Source organism: Gordonia sp. (in: high G+C Gram-positive bacteria) (genome assembly GCF_049647785.1).
Classification (GTDB): domain Bacteria; phylum Actinomycetota; class Actinomycetes; order Mycobacteriales; family Mycobacteriaceae; genus Gordonia.
On sequence record NZ_JBARYI010000015.1, the window covers coordinates 15905 to 32901 of the forward strand.

19 protein-coding genes and 1 tRNA gene are annotated in these 16997 nt (G+C 61.8%); 9 read left to right on the plus strand and 11 right to left on the minus strand.

What is annotated here, in order from left to right; translation table 11 throughout:
• Nucleotides 1-318: 318 nt before the first annotated feature.
• From WBA38_RS01475 to WBA38_RS01490, 4 genes are read right to left on the minus strand one after another with little or no spacing between them, the layout of a single operon-like run.
• Nucleotides 319-723, minus strand: coding sequence for a low molecular weight phosphatase family protein (locus WBA38_RS01475; RefSeq protein WP_424295745.1), 405 nt, complete (start codon nt 721-723; stop codon nt 319-321).
• Nucleotides 720-1790, minus strand: coding sequence for an ACR3 family arsenite efflux transporter (gene arsB, locus WBA38_RS01480; protein WP_424295746.1), 1071 nt, complete (start codon nt 1788-1790; stop codon nt 720-722). The genes WBA38_RS01475 and arsB overlap by 4 nt, the downstream gene beginning before the upstream one ends.
• Nucleotides 1787-2149, minus strand: a complete 363-nt coding sequence (locus tag WBA38_RS01485; RefSeq protein ID WP_424295748.1) for a metalloregulator ArsR/SmtB family transcription factor — start codon at nt 2147-2149, stop codon at nt 1787-1789. The genes arsB and WBA38_RS01485 overlap by 4 nt, the downstream gene beginning before the upstream one ends.
• A gap of 42 nt (nt 2150-2191) precedes the next feature.
• Nucleotides 2192-2668, minus strand: coding sequence for an ArsI/CadI family heavy metal resistance metalloenzyme (locus tag WBA38_RS01490; protein WP_424321870.1), 477 nt, complete (start codon nt 2666-2668; stop codon nt 2192-2194).
• Between the two features lie 95 nt (nt 2669-2763).
• On the opposite strand from WBA38_RS01490, the gene WBA38_RS01495 reads away from it, so the two are divergent.
• From WBA38_RS01495 to WBA38_RS01515, 5 genes are all read left to right on the plus strand, one after another.
• Entirely contained in the window at nt 2764-3117 is a 354-nt protein-coding gene (locus WBA38_RS01495) for an Rv2640c family ArsR-like transcriptional regulator (protein ID WP_424295198.1), read from the plus strand.
• 486 nt (nt 3118-3603) lie between these two features.
• A tRNA-Ala gene (locus tag WBA38_RS01500) sits at nt 3604-3676 on the plus strand.
• A gap of 320 nt (nt 3677-3996) precedes the next feature.
• Nucleotides 3997-4740 (plus strand): lytic transglycosylase domain-containing protein, encoded by a 744-nt coding sequence (locus WBA38_RS01505; RefSeq protein ID WP_424295196.1) that lies wholly within the window; start codon nt 3997-3999, stop codon nt 4738-4740.
• A gap of 396 nt (nt 4741-5136) precedes the next feature.
• Nucleotides 5137-5481: an MmpS family transport accessory protein gene (locus tag WBA38_RS01510; RefSeq protein WP_424295195.1), complete on the plus strand. Its 345-nt coding sequence runs from the start codon at nt 5137-5139 to the stop codon at nt 5479-5481.
• A 133-nt stretch (nt 5482-5614) separates the two neighbouring features.
• Nucleotides 5615-6349 (plus strand): hypothetical protein, encoded by a 735-nt coding sequence (locus WBA38_RS01515; RefSeq protein ID WP_424295192.1) that lies wholly within the window; start codon nt 5615-5617, stop codon nt 6347-6349.
• A gap of 67 nt (nt 6350-6416) precedes the next feature.
• Here the strand turns inward: WBA38_RS01515 and WBA38_RS01520 are convergent, their stop codons facing one another.
• From WBA38_RS01520 to WBA38_RS01540, 5 genes are all read right to left on the minus strand, one after another.
• Complete coding sequence (locus tag WBA38_RS01520; protein ID WP_424295190.1) at nt 6417-6593, minus strand: hypothetical protein; 177 nt, start codon at nt 6591-6593, stop codon at nt 6417-6419.
• A gap of 21 nt (nt 6594-6614) precedes the next feature.
• Nucleotides 6615-7898, minus strand: a complete 1284-nt coding sequence (gene glpR, locus WBA38_RS01525) for a gephyrin-like molybdotransferase receptor GlpR (RefSeq protein ID WP_424295188.1) — start codon at nt 7896-7898, stop codon at nt 6615-6617.
• 216 nt (nt 7899-8114) lie between these two features.
• Nucleotides 8115-8771, minus strand: coding sequence for a GNAT family N-acetyltransferase (locus WBA38_RS01530; protein ID WP_424321871.1), 657 nt, complete (start codon nt 8769-8771; stop codon nt 8115-8117).
• A gap of 49 nt (nt 8772-8820) precedes the next feature.
• On the minus strand, nt 8821-10125 hold the full coding sequence (gene glp / locus WBA38_RS01535) for a gephyrin-like molybdotransferase Glp (protein ID WP_424295184.1): 1305 nt from the start codon (nt 10123-10125) through the stop codon (nt 8821-8823).
• Between the two features lie 144 nt (nt 10126-10269).
• On the minus strand, nt 10270-11205 hold the full coding sequence (locus WBA38_RS01540) for a UTP--glucose-1-phosphate uridylyltransferase (protein ID WP_424295183.1): 936 nt from the start codon (nt 11203-11205) through the stop codon (nt 10270-10272).
• A 58-nt stretch (nt 11206-11263) separates the two neighbouring features.
• Here WBA38_RS01540 and WBA38_RS01545 point away from each other — a divergent pair, with 58 nt between their 5' ends.
• Nucleotides 11264-11845: a 5-formyltetrahydrofolate cyclo-ligase gene (locus WBA38_RS01545; protein ID WP_424295181.1), complete on the plus strand. Its 582-nt coding sequence runs from the start codon at nt 11264-11266 to the stop codon at nt 11843-11845.
• Here the strand turns inward: WBA38_RS01545 and WBA38_RS01550 are convergent.
• Nucleotides 11838-12164, minus strand: coding sequence for an FmdB family zinc ribbon protein (locus tag WBA38_RS01550; RefSeq protein ID WP_424295179.1), 327 nt, complete (start codon nt 12162-12164; stop codon nt 11838-11840). The genes WBA38_RS01545 and WBA38_RS01550 overlap by 8 nt on opposite strands.
• Nucleotides 12165-12338: 174 nt before the next feature.
• Between WBA38_RS01550 and WBA38_RS01555 the strand changes: the two genes are divergently transcribed.
• A complete protein-coding gene (locus tag WBA38_RS01555; RefSeq protein WP_424321872.1) occupies nt 12339-13889 on the plus strand; it encodes an alanine/glycine:cation symporter family protein in 1551 nt (516 codons plus the stop codon).
• Between the two features lie 37 nt (nt 13890-13926).
• Here WBA38_RS01555 and nhaA read toward each other — a convergent pair whose 3' ends face one another.
• Nucleotides 13927-15195: a Na+/H+ antiporter NhaA gene (gene nhaA, locus WBA38_RS01560; RefSeq protein ID WP_424295175.1), complete on the minus strand. Its 1269-nt coding sequence runs from the start codon at nt 15193-15195 to the stop codon at nt 13927-13929.
• Nucleotides 15196-15399: 204 nt separating this feature from the next.
• On the opposite strand from nhaA, the gene WBA38_RS01565 reads away from it, so the two are divergent.
• Both WBA38_RS01565 and WBA38_RS01570 read left to right on the plus strand, forming a co-directional pair.
• Nucleotides 15400-15960, plus strand: a complete 561-nt coding sequence (locus WBA38_RS01565; RefSeq protein WP_424321873.1) for an SAF domain-containing protein — start codon at nt 15400-15402, stop codon at nt 15958-15960.
• Between the two features lie 96 nt (nt 15961-16056).
• The gene (locus WBA38_RS01570) at nt 16057-16941 is read left to right on the plus strand and encodes an MscL family protein (RefSeq protein WP_424321874.1); all 885 of its coding nucleotides are present in this window, start codon (nt 16057-16059) and stop codon (nt 16939-16941) included.
• Nucleotides 16942-16997: the final 56 nt, after the last annotated feature.

The window sequence follows — 16997 nt, forward strand, 5'->3', positions numbered from 1 at the left end:
CAATGCGTCCACGCAGGTCAGCACGCCACCGTCGGCGACGGCCGAGGCAACGGTCGCATCATGAGTTTTCGAGGCTAACCAGCCACTGCGGAGCCGCGACAGATCACCGGCGGCAACCATGCGGTCAATCGTTGAATCGTCATATCCGAATGAATAAAGGTGTCGTCGGTTGTAAACGCCAGAATCTTTCATGCTTCTTTGGACGCGCGCCAGACCCGATTGGTTCCACAACACACCGTCGCCCAGAAGAACTGTTAAACCAGAGGCCTCCGAGGGCAATTTGCCGTCGGAGGCCTCTGGTTTAACAGTTTTTCTGAGCTACGTAACGCCCCACTCGGCGACGAGCGTCCGAACTCGCCCAGCAATGTCGTCGCGGACCAGGCGCATTCGCTCGATCCCGTCGATCCCGCGCTCGGAGGGCTCGTCGGTGTCCCAGTTGATGACGCGAACGCCGGGTTCATCTACGACAGCCTCCCGGCCAAGCGTGACGACGAGATCGACCCTGCGCAGGAGCTCGGGATCTATCGCCTTCGGAACTTCATCCCGAATGTCGACGCCAACCTCGAGCAAAGACTCCGCGGACAGTGCATTCACAGCCGACCCGGGCCGGGTCCCGGCCGAATGAACCTCGACGGCGTCGCCAGCGAGTTGCCGCATCAGGCCCTCCGCCATCTGCGACTTCCCGCCATTCTTAACGCAGACAAACAGCACCGAACGACTCATGCCCGCACCGCCGGGAATCGGCGCCGCAGCGCTAAGGAAACGTAGACGAGGGCCACGAGAACGGGAACTTCGATGAGCGGTCCAACAACGCCTGCGAGGGCTTGGCCCGAGGTCGCGCCGTAGGTTCCGATCGCGACGGCAATGGCGAGCTCGAAGTTGTTTCCCGCGGCGGTAAAAGCAAGCGTGGTGGTTCGCGCATACCCCATGCGCAGGACAGCGCCGAGGAGGAAGCCGCCGCCCCACATGATCGCGAAGTAGGCCAGCAACGGCAGGGCGATCCGTGCAACGTCGCCCGGTCGGGAAGTAATTTGGTCGCCTTGCAGCGCAAACAGCAGCACGATGGTGAACAGCAATCCGTACAGCGCCCACGGTCCAATCCGCGGCAGAAACTTGGATTCGTACCACTCACGACCCTTCGCACGCTCACCGTAGTGGCGCGTCAGGAAGCCAGCTAACAGCGGAATACCAAGAAAAATCAGCACCGACTTCGCGATCTGCCAGGGCGAGGCATCGATTGTTGTCTGATCCAAGCCAAGCCAGCCGGGCAGAACCGAAAGGTAGAACCATCCGAGGACCGCGAACATAAACACTTGGAAGACCGAGTTGATGGCGACCAGTACGGCGGCGGCGTCGCGATCACCGCAGGCGAGGTCGTTCCAAATGATCACCATCGCGATACAGCGGGCCAACCCGACGATAATCAGGCCTGTTCGATACTCGGGTAGGTCAGGAAGCAGCAGCCAGGCGAGGGCGAACATGAGCGCCGGCCCGACCAGCCAATTCAACACGAGCGACGCGACCATCAGCTTGCGATCCCCGGTGACCGTGTCGAGACGGTCGTAGCGGACCTTCGCGAGCACCGGATACATCATGACGAGCAGACCGACGGCGATTGGCAGCGAGATGCCGTCGATCGAAATCTTGTCGATCGCCGTATTCAGTCCGGGAATTCCTCGGCCAAGAAGCAGTCCGACAACCATCGCGAGCCCGATCCATACCGGCAGGAAACGATCGAGCGTTGACAGCTTGCCGACCACGCCAACTTCCTCATCCACGGTCGACGTCATGCCCCGACCTCCGCACCCAGCGGTAACAATGCGCCGGTCAGCGATGCCAACGCGGCAGGAACCACGCGGTAGTACACCCACGATGCGCGGCGTTCGGATTCCAGGAGGCCTGCCGTTCGCAGGACCTTCAGGTGGTGGGAAATGGTTGGCTGCGACACGTCGACGGCGGGCGAAATGTCGCACACACAGGCTTCGCCGTCGGAGTGACTGGCGATCAGACTAAACAACTGCAACCGCACAGGGTCCGCGAGCGCCTTGAATATGGCGGCAAGGTCGAGCGCCTCGGCCGCCGTCAGCGGGTCGCGAACCAGCGGAGAACACCTGACCGTTGCATCAGTCAGGTCGAGCGATTTCGACATATGTCGATATTGACAGCTGTCGATATCGACCGCAACCGAGAGTCAGCAGCAGCTGGAGTTCGACGCAGTCGTGGAGCAGCACCCGCCCGCAGCCCCACCGTCGGTGAGCCCGAGATCTTTAAAGGCAGGTGCCGGAGGCGCCTCGCCAAACGACTCCGAATCCGACAACACCGTGTAGACCTCCCAGCGCTCGCCGTCGGGGGCACCGACCCACACTTTGTCTTGCGTGGCGAAACAGCAAGTGGTGTTGATCTGCTCCTCGGTGAACAACCCTTCGCCGGTGAGGCGCGCGATTTCGCCGTGCACCGTCGCACTCGATTCCACTTCAACACCGAGGTGATTGATACTACCGCCTTCGCCCTTGTTCTCGAGCAACACCAGCTTCAGTGGCGGCTCCACGATCGCAAAGTTCGCATAGCCCGGCTTCACCTTGGCTGGCGCCGTATTGAAGAGCTTGCTGTAGAACTCGATCGACGAGTCAAGATCGTCGACGTTGAGGGCGAGTTGGATGCGCGACATGGGAAGCTCCAATAGTTTGATGGATGTCGAATTAGAGATAACTCCGTTCTATTCAATACTTTGATGAATGTCAAACTATTTGATATGTTGGTCCCATGCCCAAGTCCTTGCCCGTCATCGACGTTCGCGCACCGATCTGCTGCGCACCCCTTGCCAACGGAGCGATGTCCACCGAGGACGCAACGGAACTAGCCCTGCGCCTCAAGGCAATTGCCGACCCAATCCGGATTCAGATGGTGTCACTGCTCATGGGTGCCGTTGGCGGCGAAATGGGTGCCACCAACCTTGCCGATGCCGTCGGCGTCTCCGCCGGCACTGCTTCACATCACCTAAGGCAACTCCGCGAGGCCGGGATTGTGACGTCCGAGCGCCGTGGCGTGAAGATCTTTTATCGCGCCGAACCCGGCAATTTGGAAGCAATTCGCTCCACGCTGGCCACCTGCTGCTAGAAAGTCTCAAGCGCAACTTGAGGGGCCGAAAGGTAGGTTCAGGTTAACGCCAACCTGGTCCTGGTTAACGCATCATTTCCAGCAATCTCACAGCAATCACTTAGGCATCCCTCACCTAAGGTGTTTCCGCAGGCAAAACACCATTTTCGGGACGCAATCCCGAAACGCTGTGTCCGCCAACACCTTTCACGCCTTCTGTGATGTCATCCCGTCGGATCGCGAATCCCGTAACCGCGTGTAACGATTTTCATGCATCAAACGATGCGCCTCCTTCACCGAAAAGAGATGACATGTTCCCGGCACTCACTCAGTTCTTCAACGACTTCACCGTCTTCGGCGGCGACCTCCTGCACATCGCCATCACCTTCGGTTTCGGCGCGTAATTCTCGCGGCACCACCACGCCGGCACGCGAGCCCCACAAAGGGTTCGCGTGCCGGCGTTTTCGCCCCTGTTACACTCGATAACGGTCGTCAGTACGACGTTCCGGGGCTATGGCGCAGTTGGTAGCGCGTCTCGTTCGCAATGAGAAGGTCCGGGGTTCGATTCCCCGTAGCTCCACAAAACAGGGCAGCTGTACAACAAGCCAGGTCGGAAATTTTCCCGACCTGGCTTTTGCTTTCCGGGCCGACGACCATTCCGTGCACACCCCGGCGGCAACGTGCGCGCTCGGCGCCACCATCGCGGAAGCCAACCCATTCGTGGCCCGACTCACATCACCATCGCAAAATAGGCCATGACCAGGGCAAATAGATTTCCGAATCCGTCAATCGGGACCGCTTTATAACGCTTATATAACGACAAAGGTACGGATTCATATACCTTCGTTCGAAGTACAGCGGCCCACGCGGCTGAACCCTCTCCCCCAAGGTTTCCACTTCATGCAACTCAACCGCACAACGGCGAAGTCCGCAGTCCTGGTCGCCGGCTTGGTCCCCCTCACCGGCATTCTGCTGAGCGCATCGCCCAGCACCAGTCACGTGTCTGCGCCGGCCCCAACCGTCGTCGACGTGGTCCAGGTGAAGCAGCAGGCCCCCGCACCCAAGACCGCGTCGAAGCAGACACAGAGCGCACTGGTTGCACACACCACGATTCGCCCAGAGCCCAAATCCGTACAGTCCGGCACCGTACCGCGCATCAACTTCACCGCTTATAAGTCCGCCGCAGAAACAATGGCAAAGACCCAACCGCGCTGCGGCATTGACTGGCGATTGATCGCGGGAATTGGCCGGGTCGAATCGCACCATGCCAATTCCGGCGACGCCGACAAGAACGGCCGTCTCCGCACGCCAATCTTCGGCCCCGTTCTGGACGGCAGCCTCTCGGGAAATCAGGTCATCACCGACACTGACGGCGGCACACTCGACGGCGACTCAACCTACGACCGCGCCGTCGGACCAATGCAGTTCCTTCCGTCCACATGGAAGGCCTATGCCGCGGACGGCAATGGCGATGGCAAGGTCGATCCACAGAATGTCTTCGACGCCGCGCTCACCACGGCCCGCTACCTGTGCGATGAGAAGCTCAACCTCAAGAACCCGGGCGACGAAACGCGAGCCATCCTCCGCTACAACAACTCGATGGAATACGTTAATAACGTTCTCGGGTTCGCGCGCAGCTACTAAACGCGCAGTTCACTGGCATTTCGCCGGTCCCTAATTCACACGTTCAGGCGATAGGATTTCCGTCGCCTGAACGTGTTTTTAGCTCTTTGCGGAGTAAGAACTGTCGGAGGCGCTCCATATAATTCAGATGCCCGACTGAGAGAGCGCCGAACCCGCGAAGGTTTCGGCGGAACGCCTCAGGCATCTTCCCTACCGCAGGAGCCTCCTTGACTACGCCCCCCAAACCCCCAGCAGCCAAACCCCCAACAGCCAAACCCGCAGCAGCCCTTCCCTCAGGGTCCCAATCCCTACAACCAGCCGTACCCGCAGCCGCCTAAGAAGCGGAAGATTTGGCCGTGGGTCCTCGGTGCCATCATCGTCGTCTTCATCGCGATCATCGGCGGTTGCGCAGCACTCGTGGGCGGTGTCGCCAACGAGATCGATAAGGAAAGCAACAGCACTGCCACCGTCACCTACCGGGTTACCGGTGAGGGGACCGCATCGGTCACGTACAGCGACAAAGACTTCAACATGGCTCAGGACACTGCCGCCGCACTGCCGTGGGAGAAGGATGTGACGTTGACCGGCTTCGGCAAGCTGGCATCGCTTACCGCAACCAACGACTTCGACGCCGCCGCTGGCCAAGCCATCACCTGTGAGATCGTCGTCAACGGCGAGGTCAAGAACACGCAGACAAGCAAGGGCCCCGCTGCTACCGCAAATTGCAGCTACAGCGTTTCGTCCTCGGAATCAACCAAGTAGTAGCTTCTTGCGATGCGAGGCCCCGACCGCAGCCAGCGGCGGGGCCTCGCGTTGTTGGGCTGCGACAGATTGCCCAACCGCAGATGGCCCACGGCAATTAACCCAACGGCTGTTAGCTAGGTAGGGTTTTCCCATGGCCCTCAAGGACTCCGACATCGTTAGAATTCTCTACCGAACAGTTGCAACTCTCGATCCGATGCTCGACGTCCTCGCGGTCGCCGACCCCCTCGGACTCAAGCCGCGGACCTTCTCCACGATCGCATCGAACCGGTGCCTCGACCGCACCGCCAACTCCGCGTCCAAGGTGCTGAACGTGCTTGATTGGCCGGGTACCGCCGGGTGGGACAAACTCCCCATGAACGACCGCGCCAAATGGTGGGTCTCGCGCATTGGGCTGGTCACAACCGGAGGCGTCGCCTTCCCCAGCGTATTCGGCGCCTGGACCAAGAAGTTCCCGATGAGCGATTACCTCGGGTTCGCCAGCCAGGCCCTCGTCCTGCGGGCCGTGGGCCGCGAGTACGGCATCACATCCCGCGAAGGTGGTGTCGAGATGCTCGCCTCGATCCTGTTTGGCCGAACCGTCGACGCGAACCGCGCGTCCGTGTTCTCCGACGAACCGCTCGACGAGACGAAAGATAAGTCGTTCATGGTGCAGTTGTGGCAGGTTGGGCGCACCTTGGTGAGCCTCGCTCGCTCACTCGACGAACGCCCCGGATCACCGAGGATACTCAGCATGCTCAGCTGGATTCCGTTGATCGGCGCGCCCGCCTCATACCTCGGCGAAACCATCGCTCTGCGCCGGGCCGCCAAGATGTGCCGCGAGTGGATCGTGGCGCACCCTGACGCGATTACCGTCGCGCGGGTCTAACTACGCCAAAACGAAGGCTACGGAGCACGTCTCTCAGACGCACTCCGTAGCCTTGTCGTTTGTTCGGTTAGTCGTCGCTGTCCTCAGCGTCAGCGGCCGCATTGCGCGCAGCGGCGATATCGAGTGCGCGTCGGGCAGTTGCCTCATCCGGGTAAGGGCCCATCCGGTGGAAAACATTCCCCACCTTGCCCTGGGTCACCTCTCCGGTGGACGTATCGAAATACCACTGATCATCGTCGCTCATGCTGGTCAACCTACTTCCTTTTTAGCCTGCGGTCCGGCGATCGTCGAGGTCGACGTACTCGCCGTACTCATGGGCGTCACTGCGGCCAGCGTAGGCGAAATCAAATGTCGGCAGGTGATCAAATGCCGGATCTTCATCATCGATCTCGAGGACGATCGCTCCGCCGGGCTTTCGCAAGCGGGCGGGCGGTTCCACATACGTCGGCTCTGACTGCAGCGACAGTAGTCGGTTGTCCTCCGCTTGCTGTCGGCGGCGTCTCGCTGCCCGTTGGGCTTGACGAAGATGCTCGGCCTGCACCGTCTTTCGCAAGAAGAACAGGTACATTGCCGAAGCGGCGACCATCACCACCGCGGCGATGATCCCCCACGGCTGGATGATGAATGCACTGACGACCGCGAGCAGTGTTAGGACCGCTAGTCCGAGCACCATCCGCTGGCGTTCGCGGTATTGAAGCTGCTCACGTTCGGCGAGACGTTCTGGACCGTAGCCACCGCGGCCGCGCAATTCCCGGGCGGGGGGCGCCTCGGTGTCCTCCTCGTCGACGTCTGCCGATTCGGCGGATTCTTCGTACTCGTCCTCGTAGTCAACCTCGCCGTACTCGTCCCCGTCCTCGTACTCGGTGTCCTCGTATTCGGCGTCCTCGTATTCGGCGTCTTCGCCGTCGAAATCTTCCAAGTCGTCGTACTCGGCGTCATCGTCGGCGACGAGGTCGCCTTCCGCGGGGCCATCTGCCGCGACGTTGTCTTCAAGGTCGACATCGTCGCCTGAGGCTTGGGCCTGCGCCGCATCAAGGTCGACGATGCGCGCCGCAACCGTCGGGATCTGGTCGGTTAGCTCAGCAGCCGACACCACATCGACCTCGGTTTCCTCGACCTCGACCTCTACATCGATGATCTCCGCATCATCGACCTCAGCGTCTTCGATCTCCGCCTCGTCGATGTCAGCGTCTTCGAGCACCATTTCGTCAACTCCGGCGTCGTCAACTCCGGTTTCGTCAACCTCGGCGTCTAGCTCTTCGTCAGCGGCCCGATCGGCAGCGGCTTTTTCGGCGGCCTGCTTCGCCTCGGCACGGCGCTTGGCGGCTTGGGCCTGCTCGTCAGCGTTCGCAGCGGCCCGTTGCGCGGCGCGCGCTCGCGTGACCGTCCGGGTCGATGCCGTACGACCGGAGCCTCCACGATGCACCACTCGGGTCTGGGCGACCGCGTCGGTTGTCTTGCGCGCTTGAGGCCGACCGCGCAACACCATCGGAACGAGCACGAACAGCCAAACTCCGATCAGGGTTACCCACAGCACTGAAGTTGGCATAACACGTAGCTCCTTCCGATAGTCGCGATACGGTGGTCCCCTCCGCGATCAGGCATTCATTCCGCGATAGACGGGCCCATTCCACAGCCTAGGAATCCGTGCGCCCGACACGGCTCAGGCGCGCCGACGGCATCGCGGATTCTCAGAGTTCAATCAGGACTGCGTATTCCAGGACTGTGTGGTTCGCAACGGCATGCTTCAAAACCAGCTTGATCGCTACACCGCGAAAGCGCGCCCGGCGCGGATAAGGCCTTCGACGGCGCTTCCCGGGAGTTCTTCCACTGTGAACGCGACCAGGAGATGGTCCCGCCAGCGGGAGTTGACGTCCATGTACCGCTTCAGTAGACCTTCTTGACGGAATCCAACTTTCGCCAAAACTGCCCGTGACGCTAGGTTTTCCGGTTGCACTGTTGCCTCCAGTCGGTGGAGGCCGACGGGCCCAAAAGCGTGATCGACGCCCAGGGCAACAGCCGCCGACGCCACACCGCCGCCGGTAACGGTCGAATCGACCCAGTATCCGATCCACGCACTGCGGACGGCACCGCGCTGCACATTGCCGATCGTCAACTGGCCGGCGTACTGCCCGTCGACTTCGATCACAAATGGCAGCACGGCACCGAGCTTCGCTTCAGATTTGAGAATCGCGTACATCTGGTTCCAGGCACTCGGGTGGTGTCTGGCCGCCCAGGGACCTTGTGCGGTCGGTTCCCACGGCATCAGTTCGTTCTGGTTTTGGATTCGCAGGCGTGACCAGTCACGGCCGTCCCTCAGGCGAACGGGCCGTAGCGTCACCACACCTGATTTGACCCGAACGGGCCCCAGAGTTGCGGGCCACCCGGGGCTACGCGGGGTCCCCGCTAACCACCTCAGCACAGAGTCGATTGTAAATAGTCGGTCAATCTGCCCATCACGGAGGCCAGGATCAGCCGCGCTGAGCCAAAAACATCACATCGACCTGGTCGCCGGTCCGAAGTTCTTCAACGTCTTCATCGACCATGATGAGGCAGTTGGCTTCGGCAAGTTCGGCCAGCAGGTGCGACGTTCCGGTTTCGGATTCGCCGATTACTTGGACGAGGTAATCGCCCGAGCGTTCATCGCGCATCAGTTGCCCACGCAGATAGCCGCGCCGGCCTTCGACAGACAGGATCGGTCCGATCGTTCGCGCTTGGACCGTCCGTCGCATCGGTTGCCGCTTTCCGAGGGCGATGCGGATCAACGGTCGCACCATCACCTCAAAGGTGACGAGAGCACTGACCGGATTGGCAGGCAGCAGGAACGTCGGGATTTCGTCCTTGCCGAGCCGCCCGAACCCCTGCACGGAGCCCGGGTGCATGCCGACGCGGCCAATGTCGAGATCGCCCAAGTCTGCGACAGCGTCGATGATGGCATCGGATGCGGCACCGCCGATGGCACCGCAGATCACCACAATCTCGGACCGAATCAGCTGCGCTTCAACGGCTTCACGAAGTTTGGCTGAGTCACGCTGGGCGATACCGACCCGATGTACGTCAGCACCGGCATCGCGGGCAGCGGCAGCGAGTGAATAGCTGTTGATATCGAAGATCTGGCCGGCACCCGGCGTGCGATCGATATCGACAAGCTCATTGCCAACTGCGATCACAGATACGCGGGGTCGCGGATGGACCAGGACACGCGAGCGTCCAACGGCGGCCAGCAGGCCCACCTGCGCGGGCCCGATGACGGAACCGGCGCGGACGGCGACGTCGCCGGGGCGCACATCGTCGCCGGTCCGACGAACGTAGTCACCACTGTCGACACCGTGTCCGACCATCACGCGCGATTCGCCACCGTCGGTCCAGCGCAAGGGAACCACGGCGTCGGCGAGCGTCGGCATCGGCGCGCCCGTTTCCACACGCACGGCCTGACCAGGCTGCAGTCGGGTGGGGGTGCGCGACCCGGCGGTCACATCTCCGACCACCGGCATGTGAACCACGAGACGGCCGGAGTTATCGAGTTCAGCGACCTCAACACCGTGCGTTTCGAGGGTGTCCATGTCGTCGGGCGCATCGGCCCCAGCCAATGCCACATCAACAGCGCGCACGGCGTACCCGTCAATGGCTGCTTGATCGAATCCCGGAAGCGGTTCGGTCGTAACGACTTCTTCCGCGCACAGCAGCCCTTGGGCTTCCGAGATGGCGACCTGCACCGGCCGCGGCGCAACCACCGAGGCCGTAACGAGACTCAAATGGTCTTCGACCGAGCGCATTAGCTCCTCACCGTCCCCTGGTGGTCTCGAATGCACGGGGGTCCGCGCAATTAGGCATAAGAGTGCGGTTCGAGGTTATCGGGCCGATAGCTTCCGACCGCGCAGGCGCGCGGAGGGCGGATGGTCCGTCTGAGCCGTCGAGCCTCAGTCTTTCGCGAGCCGCTCAATAAGCCACGCCCGCAACGCGGGACCGTAGTCGTCGCGGTCGAGGGCGAAGTCGACCGCCGCTTTCAGGTAGCCGCCGGGGTTGCCAAGGTCGTGGCGAGTGCCCTCGTGGATGACGACGTGGACCGGCTCACCCCATTCGATGAGGAGCGCAATGGCATCGGTGAGCTGTAGCTCTCCACCTTGCCCCGGCGTGATCTGCCGGAGCGCATCAAAGATCTTGCGGTCCAAGATGTAGCGTCCGGCGGCGGCCAGATTCGACGGCGCGTCGGCGGCGGCAGGCTTCTCGACCATGCCGCGGACTCGCTTGACGCCAGGATCGTCGGGCACGTCTTCCACCTCGAAGACGCCGTACGCGCTAATTTCTTCGCCCGGCACCTCGATGGCACACAGAACACTGCCCCCGTGCTTCGCGCGGGCCATGGCCATTCGGCCCAGGGTGCCACCGGGAATTACCAGGTCGTCGGGCAACAAGACGGCAATGGCGTCTTCATCGTCACCCAGTTCGGCTTCGACGCAGCCCACAGCATGGCCTAACCCGAGGGGCTTTTCCTGGATGACGGAAGCCACCTCCAGGAGAGACGGCGCATTCCTGACCTTCGCGAGCATGGCCTCTTTACCGCGCGCAGCGAGGGTGTGTTCCAGGACGAGGTCCTCAACGAAATGGGCAACCACCCCGTCCTTGCCCGGCGAGGTAACCACGAGGAGTCGGTCGGCACCGGCAGATTTGGCCTCTTCGGCAACGAGTTCGATCCCGGGGGTGTCGACGACCGGGAGGAGTTCTTTCGGCACCGTTTTGGTGGCGGGCAGGAACCTGGTCCCGAGCCCGGCCGCAGGGACAACCGCGGTGTGCGGGATGGGCGGCACCGCTTCGGACGCGCGCCTGGCAGTCGGGCGGGAGGTGGTCTCTGACATGCCCTCAGAGTATCGGTCGTTTCTGGCAGGATCGGATGCGAGTCACCGAAAGGGCGTCATGAAAGCTGAAAAGTCCCAGATGCGACGACGAATTCTGCAGGCCCGAGCCGAGATGTCGCCGTTTGTCCTCGCACAGTCGAATGCCGAACTGGCGAACTGGATGTATCAGTTGCCGATCGACTTGGAACCCGGTGACATCGTCGCAGCGTATGTCGCGACGCGCGCAGAACCGGGCGGAACCGCCGTGCTCGATGCCCTGGTTGACCAGGGGTTACGGGTGCTGCTGCCGATCGTTCCCGAGGGGGACCCCACTCGCTTGCAGTGGGGCGAGTACCACGGCGAAATGTCCCTATCGGAAGGTCGGTGGAAGCTGTTGGAGCCGTTGGGGTACCGCCTGGATCCGGACACGCTACACCAGGCGAAGCTGGTCATCGTGCCCGCTGTCGCCGCGGACCGGAAGGGCGTGCGACTCGGCCGGGGCGCTGGCTACTACGACCGCACTCTCGCCGCGGTTGACGCCCCGGTAGTCGCCGTCGTGCACGATGCGGAGTTTCTCGACGATGGCATCCCACATGAGCCGACCGACGTTCCCATGGATTGGGTTCTGACGCCCGGGAACGGATTCGAGAAGATCAGCTAGCGGCAGTGGCTGCCGCTGGCTTCGATGCCGAACTGCTCGACGAGTCCTTGCTTGACGAGCTGCTCGACGAACCACCGCTCGACGACGAGTCGCTGGAGCTTGAGCCGGCCTCGCTCGACCCGGCGGCAACGGAGCCACCGCCCGAACGGGAATCGGTGCGATAGAAACCGCTGCCCTTGAAGACGATCCCGACGGAATTGAACAGCTTCCGCAGGCGTCCATCGCACTGCGGGCACTGCGTCAGCGAATCGTCAGAGAACGCCTGCTGGATGTCGAACTTGTTGTCGCACACGGTGCAGGCGTAGCTATAGGTGGGCACGGGAACCTCCGAAGGTGTAGATCTCGTCGTCCAGTGTAAACCGTGTTTGGCACTCAAACATTCCGAGTGCCAACAGACTGACCGAAAGTACAGGCCGCGACACCGCGAAAATACCTGTTTCCGGGAGCCTTCGCATGGCACAGTTGTGCAAAATATTCGACAGTTGAGGAACGAATGAGCGATTTCATCGGGGATCTGAACAACATTATTTGGAGTCCCCCGCTGGTGTTCTTGTGCATCTTTGCGGGCGTGTACTTTTCAATCCGAAGCAGATTCCTGCAGGTCAGACACTTTGGTCACATGATCAAGCTCATGTTCACCGGCCAGTCATCGGAGTCGGGCGTCTCGTCGTTCCAGGCGCTGGCGATGAGCTTGGCCGGGCGCGTGGGTGCAGGCAACATCGTTGGTGTCGCAACCGCCATTGCCTTCGGTGGCCCCGGTGCACTGTTCTGGATGTGGACGGTCGCCTTCCTCGGCGCATCAACGTCGTTTGTGGAATGCACACTCGGTCAGATCTACAAAACCAAAGACCAGATCACCGGCGAGTACCGCGGCGGTCCCGCCTATTACCTGAGCCAAGCGCTCAAGCACACCCGGGCATCGAAGGCGTTCAAGGTCTACGGACTGGTTTTTGCCGCGGTCACAGTCGTCGCCTGCGGTGTTCTGATGCCGGGCATTCAGGCCAACTCGATGGCTGAATCGATGCACACCGCGTGGCCTTCCGTCGACAAGTGGGTTTTCGGTGTCGCCACCATGCTGGTTCTCGGCTTCGTCATCATCGGCGGCGTCAAGCGCATTGCGACTTTCGCCGCGGTGGTCGTGCCGTTCATGGCCATCCTTTACATCGGCTTGGCTCTGGTTGTCGTGGCGATCAACTACGACCAGGTTCCGGATACGATTCGCCTGGTCTTCTCCAGCGCCTTTGGTGCGGACGCTGCCTTCGGTGCGATTCTCGGTTCGGCCATCATGTGGGGCGTCAAGCGCGGCATCTACTCCAATGAGGCAGGCCAGGGCACCGGGCCGCACGCGGCGGCCGCCGCCGAGGTCTCGCATCCGGCGAAGCAGGGTCTGGTCCAGGCATTCGCCGTCTACATCGATACGCTGTTCGTCTGCTCGGCAACTGGCTTCCTTATCTTGTCGACCGGTGCCTACCGGGTGTATTCAAATGAATCCCCCGAGGGCGGCGTAATCCGCGAATCGCCGCTGTTCGACGGCGTCATTGCACCGCATGCCGCGCCAGGCGCGCCGTATGTACAGGTCGGATTCGACACGCTGTGGAGCGGAGCGGGGTCGTCGTTCGTCGCGATATCGTTGGCGTTCTTCTGCTTTACCACCATCGTCGCCTACTACTACATGGCTGAGACCAACGTCCGATTCCTGTTGGGTAAGGCCGCGACGACGTACGTTCGCCCGCTTCGAAGCACCATCGGTGCCGACGTGACGTTGCTGTTGCAGGCAACAATCTTGATCGCCGTCGTGTACGGCGCCGTCACCACCCCCGGGCAAGCCTGGGCCCTCGGCGATATCGGAGTCGGCGCCATGGCCTGGCTCAACATTGTCGGAATCTTCATCTTGCAGGGGCCTGCATTCAAGTGCCTGCGCGACTACGAGGCCCAGAAACAGATGGGCTTGGATCCCGTCTTCGATCCCGTGAAGCTCAACATCAAGGGAGCGAAGTTCTGGGAAACGTACCAACCCAAGGAAAAGGAAGAAGTGGTCGTCTAACCGCGAGCGGTCTGGCAAGTGCTGCTTGGCGAAAGCGCTAGTCCAACTTCACGTGGATCTCGTCGTCGGCTTCGGGCGCGCGACGGGCGTCGTATCGGAGCAGCAGTCCACCGAGAATGGCGGCAACCAACGATCCGAGAAGAATGCCAACCTTCGCGGCGGGTAGATGATCCGAGGGGAGCCCCGAACTCGACGAGAACGACAGTTCCGCGATCAGCAGCGCCACGGTGAAGCCGATGCCGGTCAGCAGGGACACCGGCAATAGGCTTCGCAAGGTGATGCCGTCGGCCAGTCGCAGCGGGGTCAGCTTGGTGACGATGAAGGTCGTGGCCATCACGCCAACCACTTTGCCCACCACCAAACCTGCGAAGACCCCGATGCTGACCGGTTGCACGATATGACCGATCCCGATCACCGTGACACCGGCCGACGAGAATGCGAACAGCGGCAGCGCGATTCCCGCAGACACCGGTGCTATCGCCTCGCCGATCGTGACCGTTCGAGCGTGCCGCTCCCCGAACCGACTGAAAGCGGGCACGGTAAAGCCAAGCAGGACGCCGGCCACCGTCGCGTGGACACCGGACGTGTGAACAAAGCCCCAGGCCAGCAGCGCCATCGGAACCAGCACCCACCAGTAGACGTGCTTCGCCCGCACCGCGAAGGCAAACACGACGACGCACGCGAGGCCCGCTGCGAGCATTCCAAAATCGATGGACTCGGTGTAAACCGTGGCGATCACGATGATGCCGAGCAAGTCATCCACCACAGCGAGGGTCATAAGAAAGACGCGCAGCGCGACCGGAAGTCCCGTTCCCACCACCGCGAAGACCGCCAATGCGAAGGCAATATCGGTGGCGGTCGGCGTGGCCCAACCGCGCAGCGCCTCGGGATCGTTCGACGCCACGATTGACACATAGATGAGTGCTGGCGCAATCATGCCGCCCACTGCCGCGGCAATGGGTACCCCGGCTCGCCGCGGATCACGCAAGCTACCGGCAACGAATTCGTGCTTGAGTTCAATACCGACCACGAAGAAGAAGATGGCCAACAGTCCGTCGGATGCCCACTGGGCGACGGTCAAATTCAGGTGCAGGGATTCCGGCCCGATCACGGTGTCGAGCAGGGACTGATACCCCTCGCGCCACGGCGAGTTCGCGACGATAAATCCGAGAACGGCGGCTGCGAGGAGGATTGCCCCCGCGTGCACATCACCGCTCACCCATGCGCGCCAGCCACCGATATGGACGTGGTCGGGACTGTCTCCGGAGTCGGTCGGCGGCTTGCTCTGGTCAATGTCGTCGTCCATAAGACGATTCTCTCAGACGCCAACCTGTGGAAATCGGGTGCACAAAGGTTGATCCGTCCACAACCGTGAGATTCTGCCCCGACACCAGCGAGAACCCACCGATTGTGGGGTATGAGAATCTTCGATCACGCCACTTCCCTGCACCCAACCCTCTTGTCGCAACTTCGCGCTTTTGCCGCAAACGGACACTTCCGATCAGTTCGTGTGCGGCGTCTCATTGCGGTCGCCTTGGTGATCGCCGCAATTGCGTCGGCGGTGGTGTCACAACACAATCCGACGTCCGTTCCGCTTGTGGTTGCTGCTGTTGATTTGCGGCCGGGGTCGGTAATCACCCACGACGACATCACCACAAAGTCAGTCGTCGTCGATACCGTCCCGCCCGGAGCGTTTTCAGCGGTGGATCAGGCTGTCGGACAACGCGTTACCGGAGCTATCCGAAGCGGCGAAATCCTCACCGCTTCACGCCTACTGACCTCACATCTTCCGGCGGCACTGACTGGTAACCCCGATGCGCGACTGGTCCCGGTGCGCCCAGCCGATGAGTCAGTCCTCCAATTGGTTCGACAGGGCGATCTTGTTGATGTGGTGGATGCCGAATCGACAGTTTTGGCACGGGCCGCGGTGGTCGCCGTCGCCCCTTTGCCGGAGCCTGGCAGATCGCCAACTTCGGTGTCCGCGCCAATCCTGTTGGCAATGGACCGGCAATCAGCACAAAATGTTGCGGCGACCGGTTTGGGGACCGCGCTAGCACTCGTCCTGCACTAATCGAACCCGCCCGCAGTGTTAACCCACGCAGATGCTCGATTAGTGGTTTAGACTCACCAACTAGCAATAGGCACAACCAAATCGGAGGGGACTCGAGTGCTTAAAGGCTTTAAAGAATTCTTACTGCGGGGCAATGTAGTCGAACTGGCCACCGCCGTGATCATCGGCGCGGCATTCACGGCCATCGTCACCGCCTTCACCGACAAAATCATCAACCCCCTTATCGCGACCATTCCCAGTGGTGACTGTGGCGGGGCACCGGCAGCGGCGGATGCACCGCCGCAGGCCGCGCAGATCTGTGGTTTCGGATTCGAAGCAAAGTCGGGCGACGCCTCGACTTTCCTCGATTTCGGCGCCGTGATCTCGGCCTTTATTAACTTCGTCATCGTTGCTGCGGTTGTGTACTTCCTGATTATCGTGCCGTACAACAAGCTTCAGGAATTGCGCGGAATCGGCGAGGATGCGGATGAGGATCCGGATCGCGAGGTCGTTCTCCTGACCCAAATCCGCAATGCTCTTGCTCCCGAAGCCAAGGCCCGCGAAGATGCGGAAGCTGCCGAGAAGGAAGCTGAAGAGAAGTCCGCTAAGGAAGCGGCCGAGCGTGCCGCTCAGCCACAGGTTCAGCAGTTTGTCGATGATCCGGGAGCCCCGGGCTACGGCGACCGCACCCACACCATGACGATTCCGCCGCAGGCGGAGCAGCAAGCACCCCACCAGTCTTCACCGCAGCAGCCTTCGCCACAGCAGCAAGCACCGCAGCAGGGCGGCCAGCACTACGGTCAGCAGCAGCCCTACCAGGGCTTCACTCCCCCGCAGGGGCCGCCGACCGGCGGGTTCCCAACGCCGCAGCCGGCACCGGGCGAGTACCCACCTCCCGGCAACTTGCCTCCGGGCCAGTACGCCCCCGGGCAGTACCCGCCTCCCGGCCAGAATCCGCCTCCCGGCCAGGGTTCAGGTGACGCCCCACGTCATTCACGGTAGGGAGACGGCGCCACCACTTCCCTTCGCCGCACCAAACAGCCAGGCCGCCGCCGATC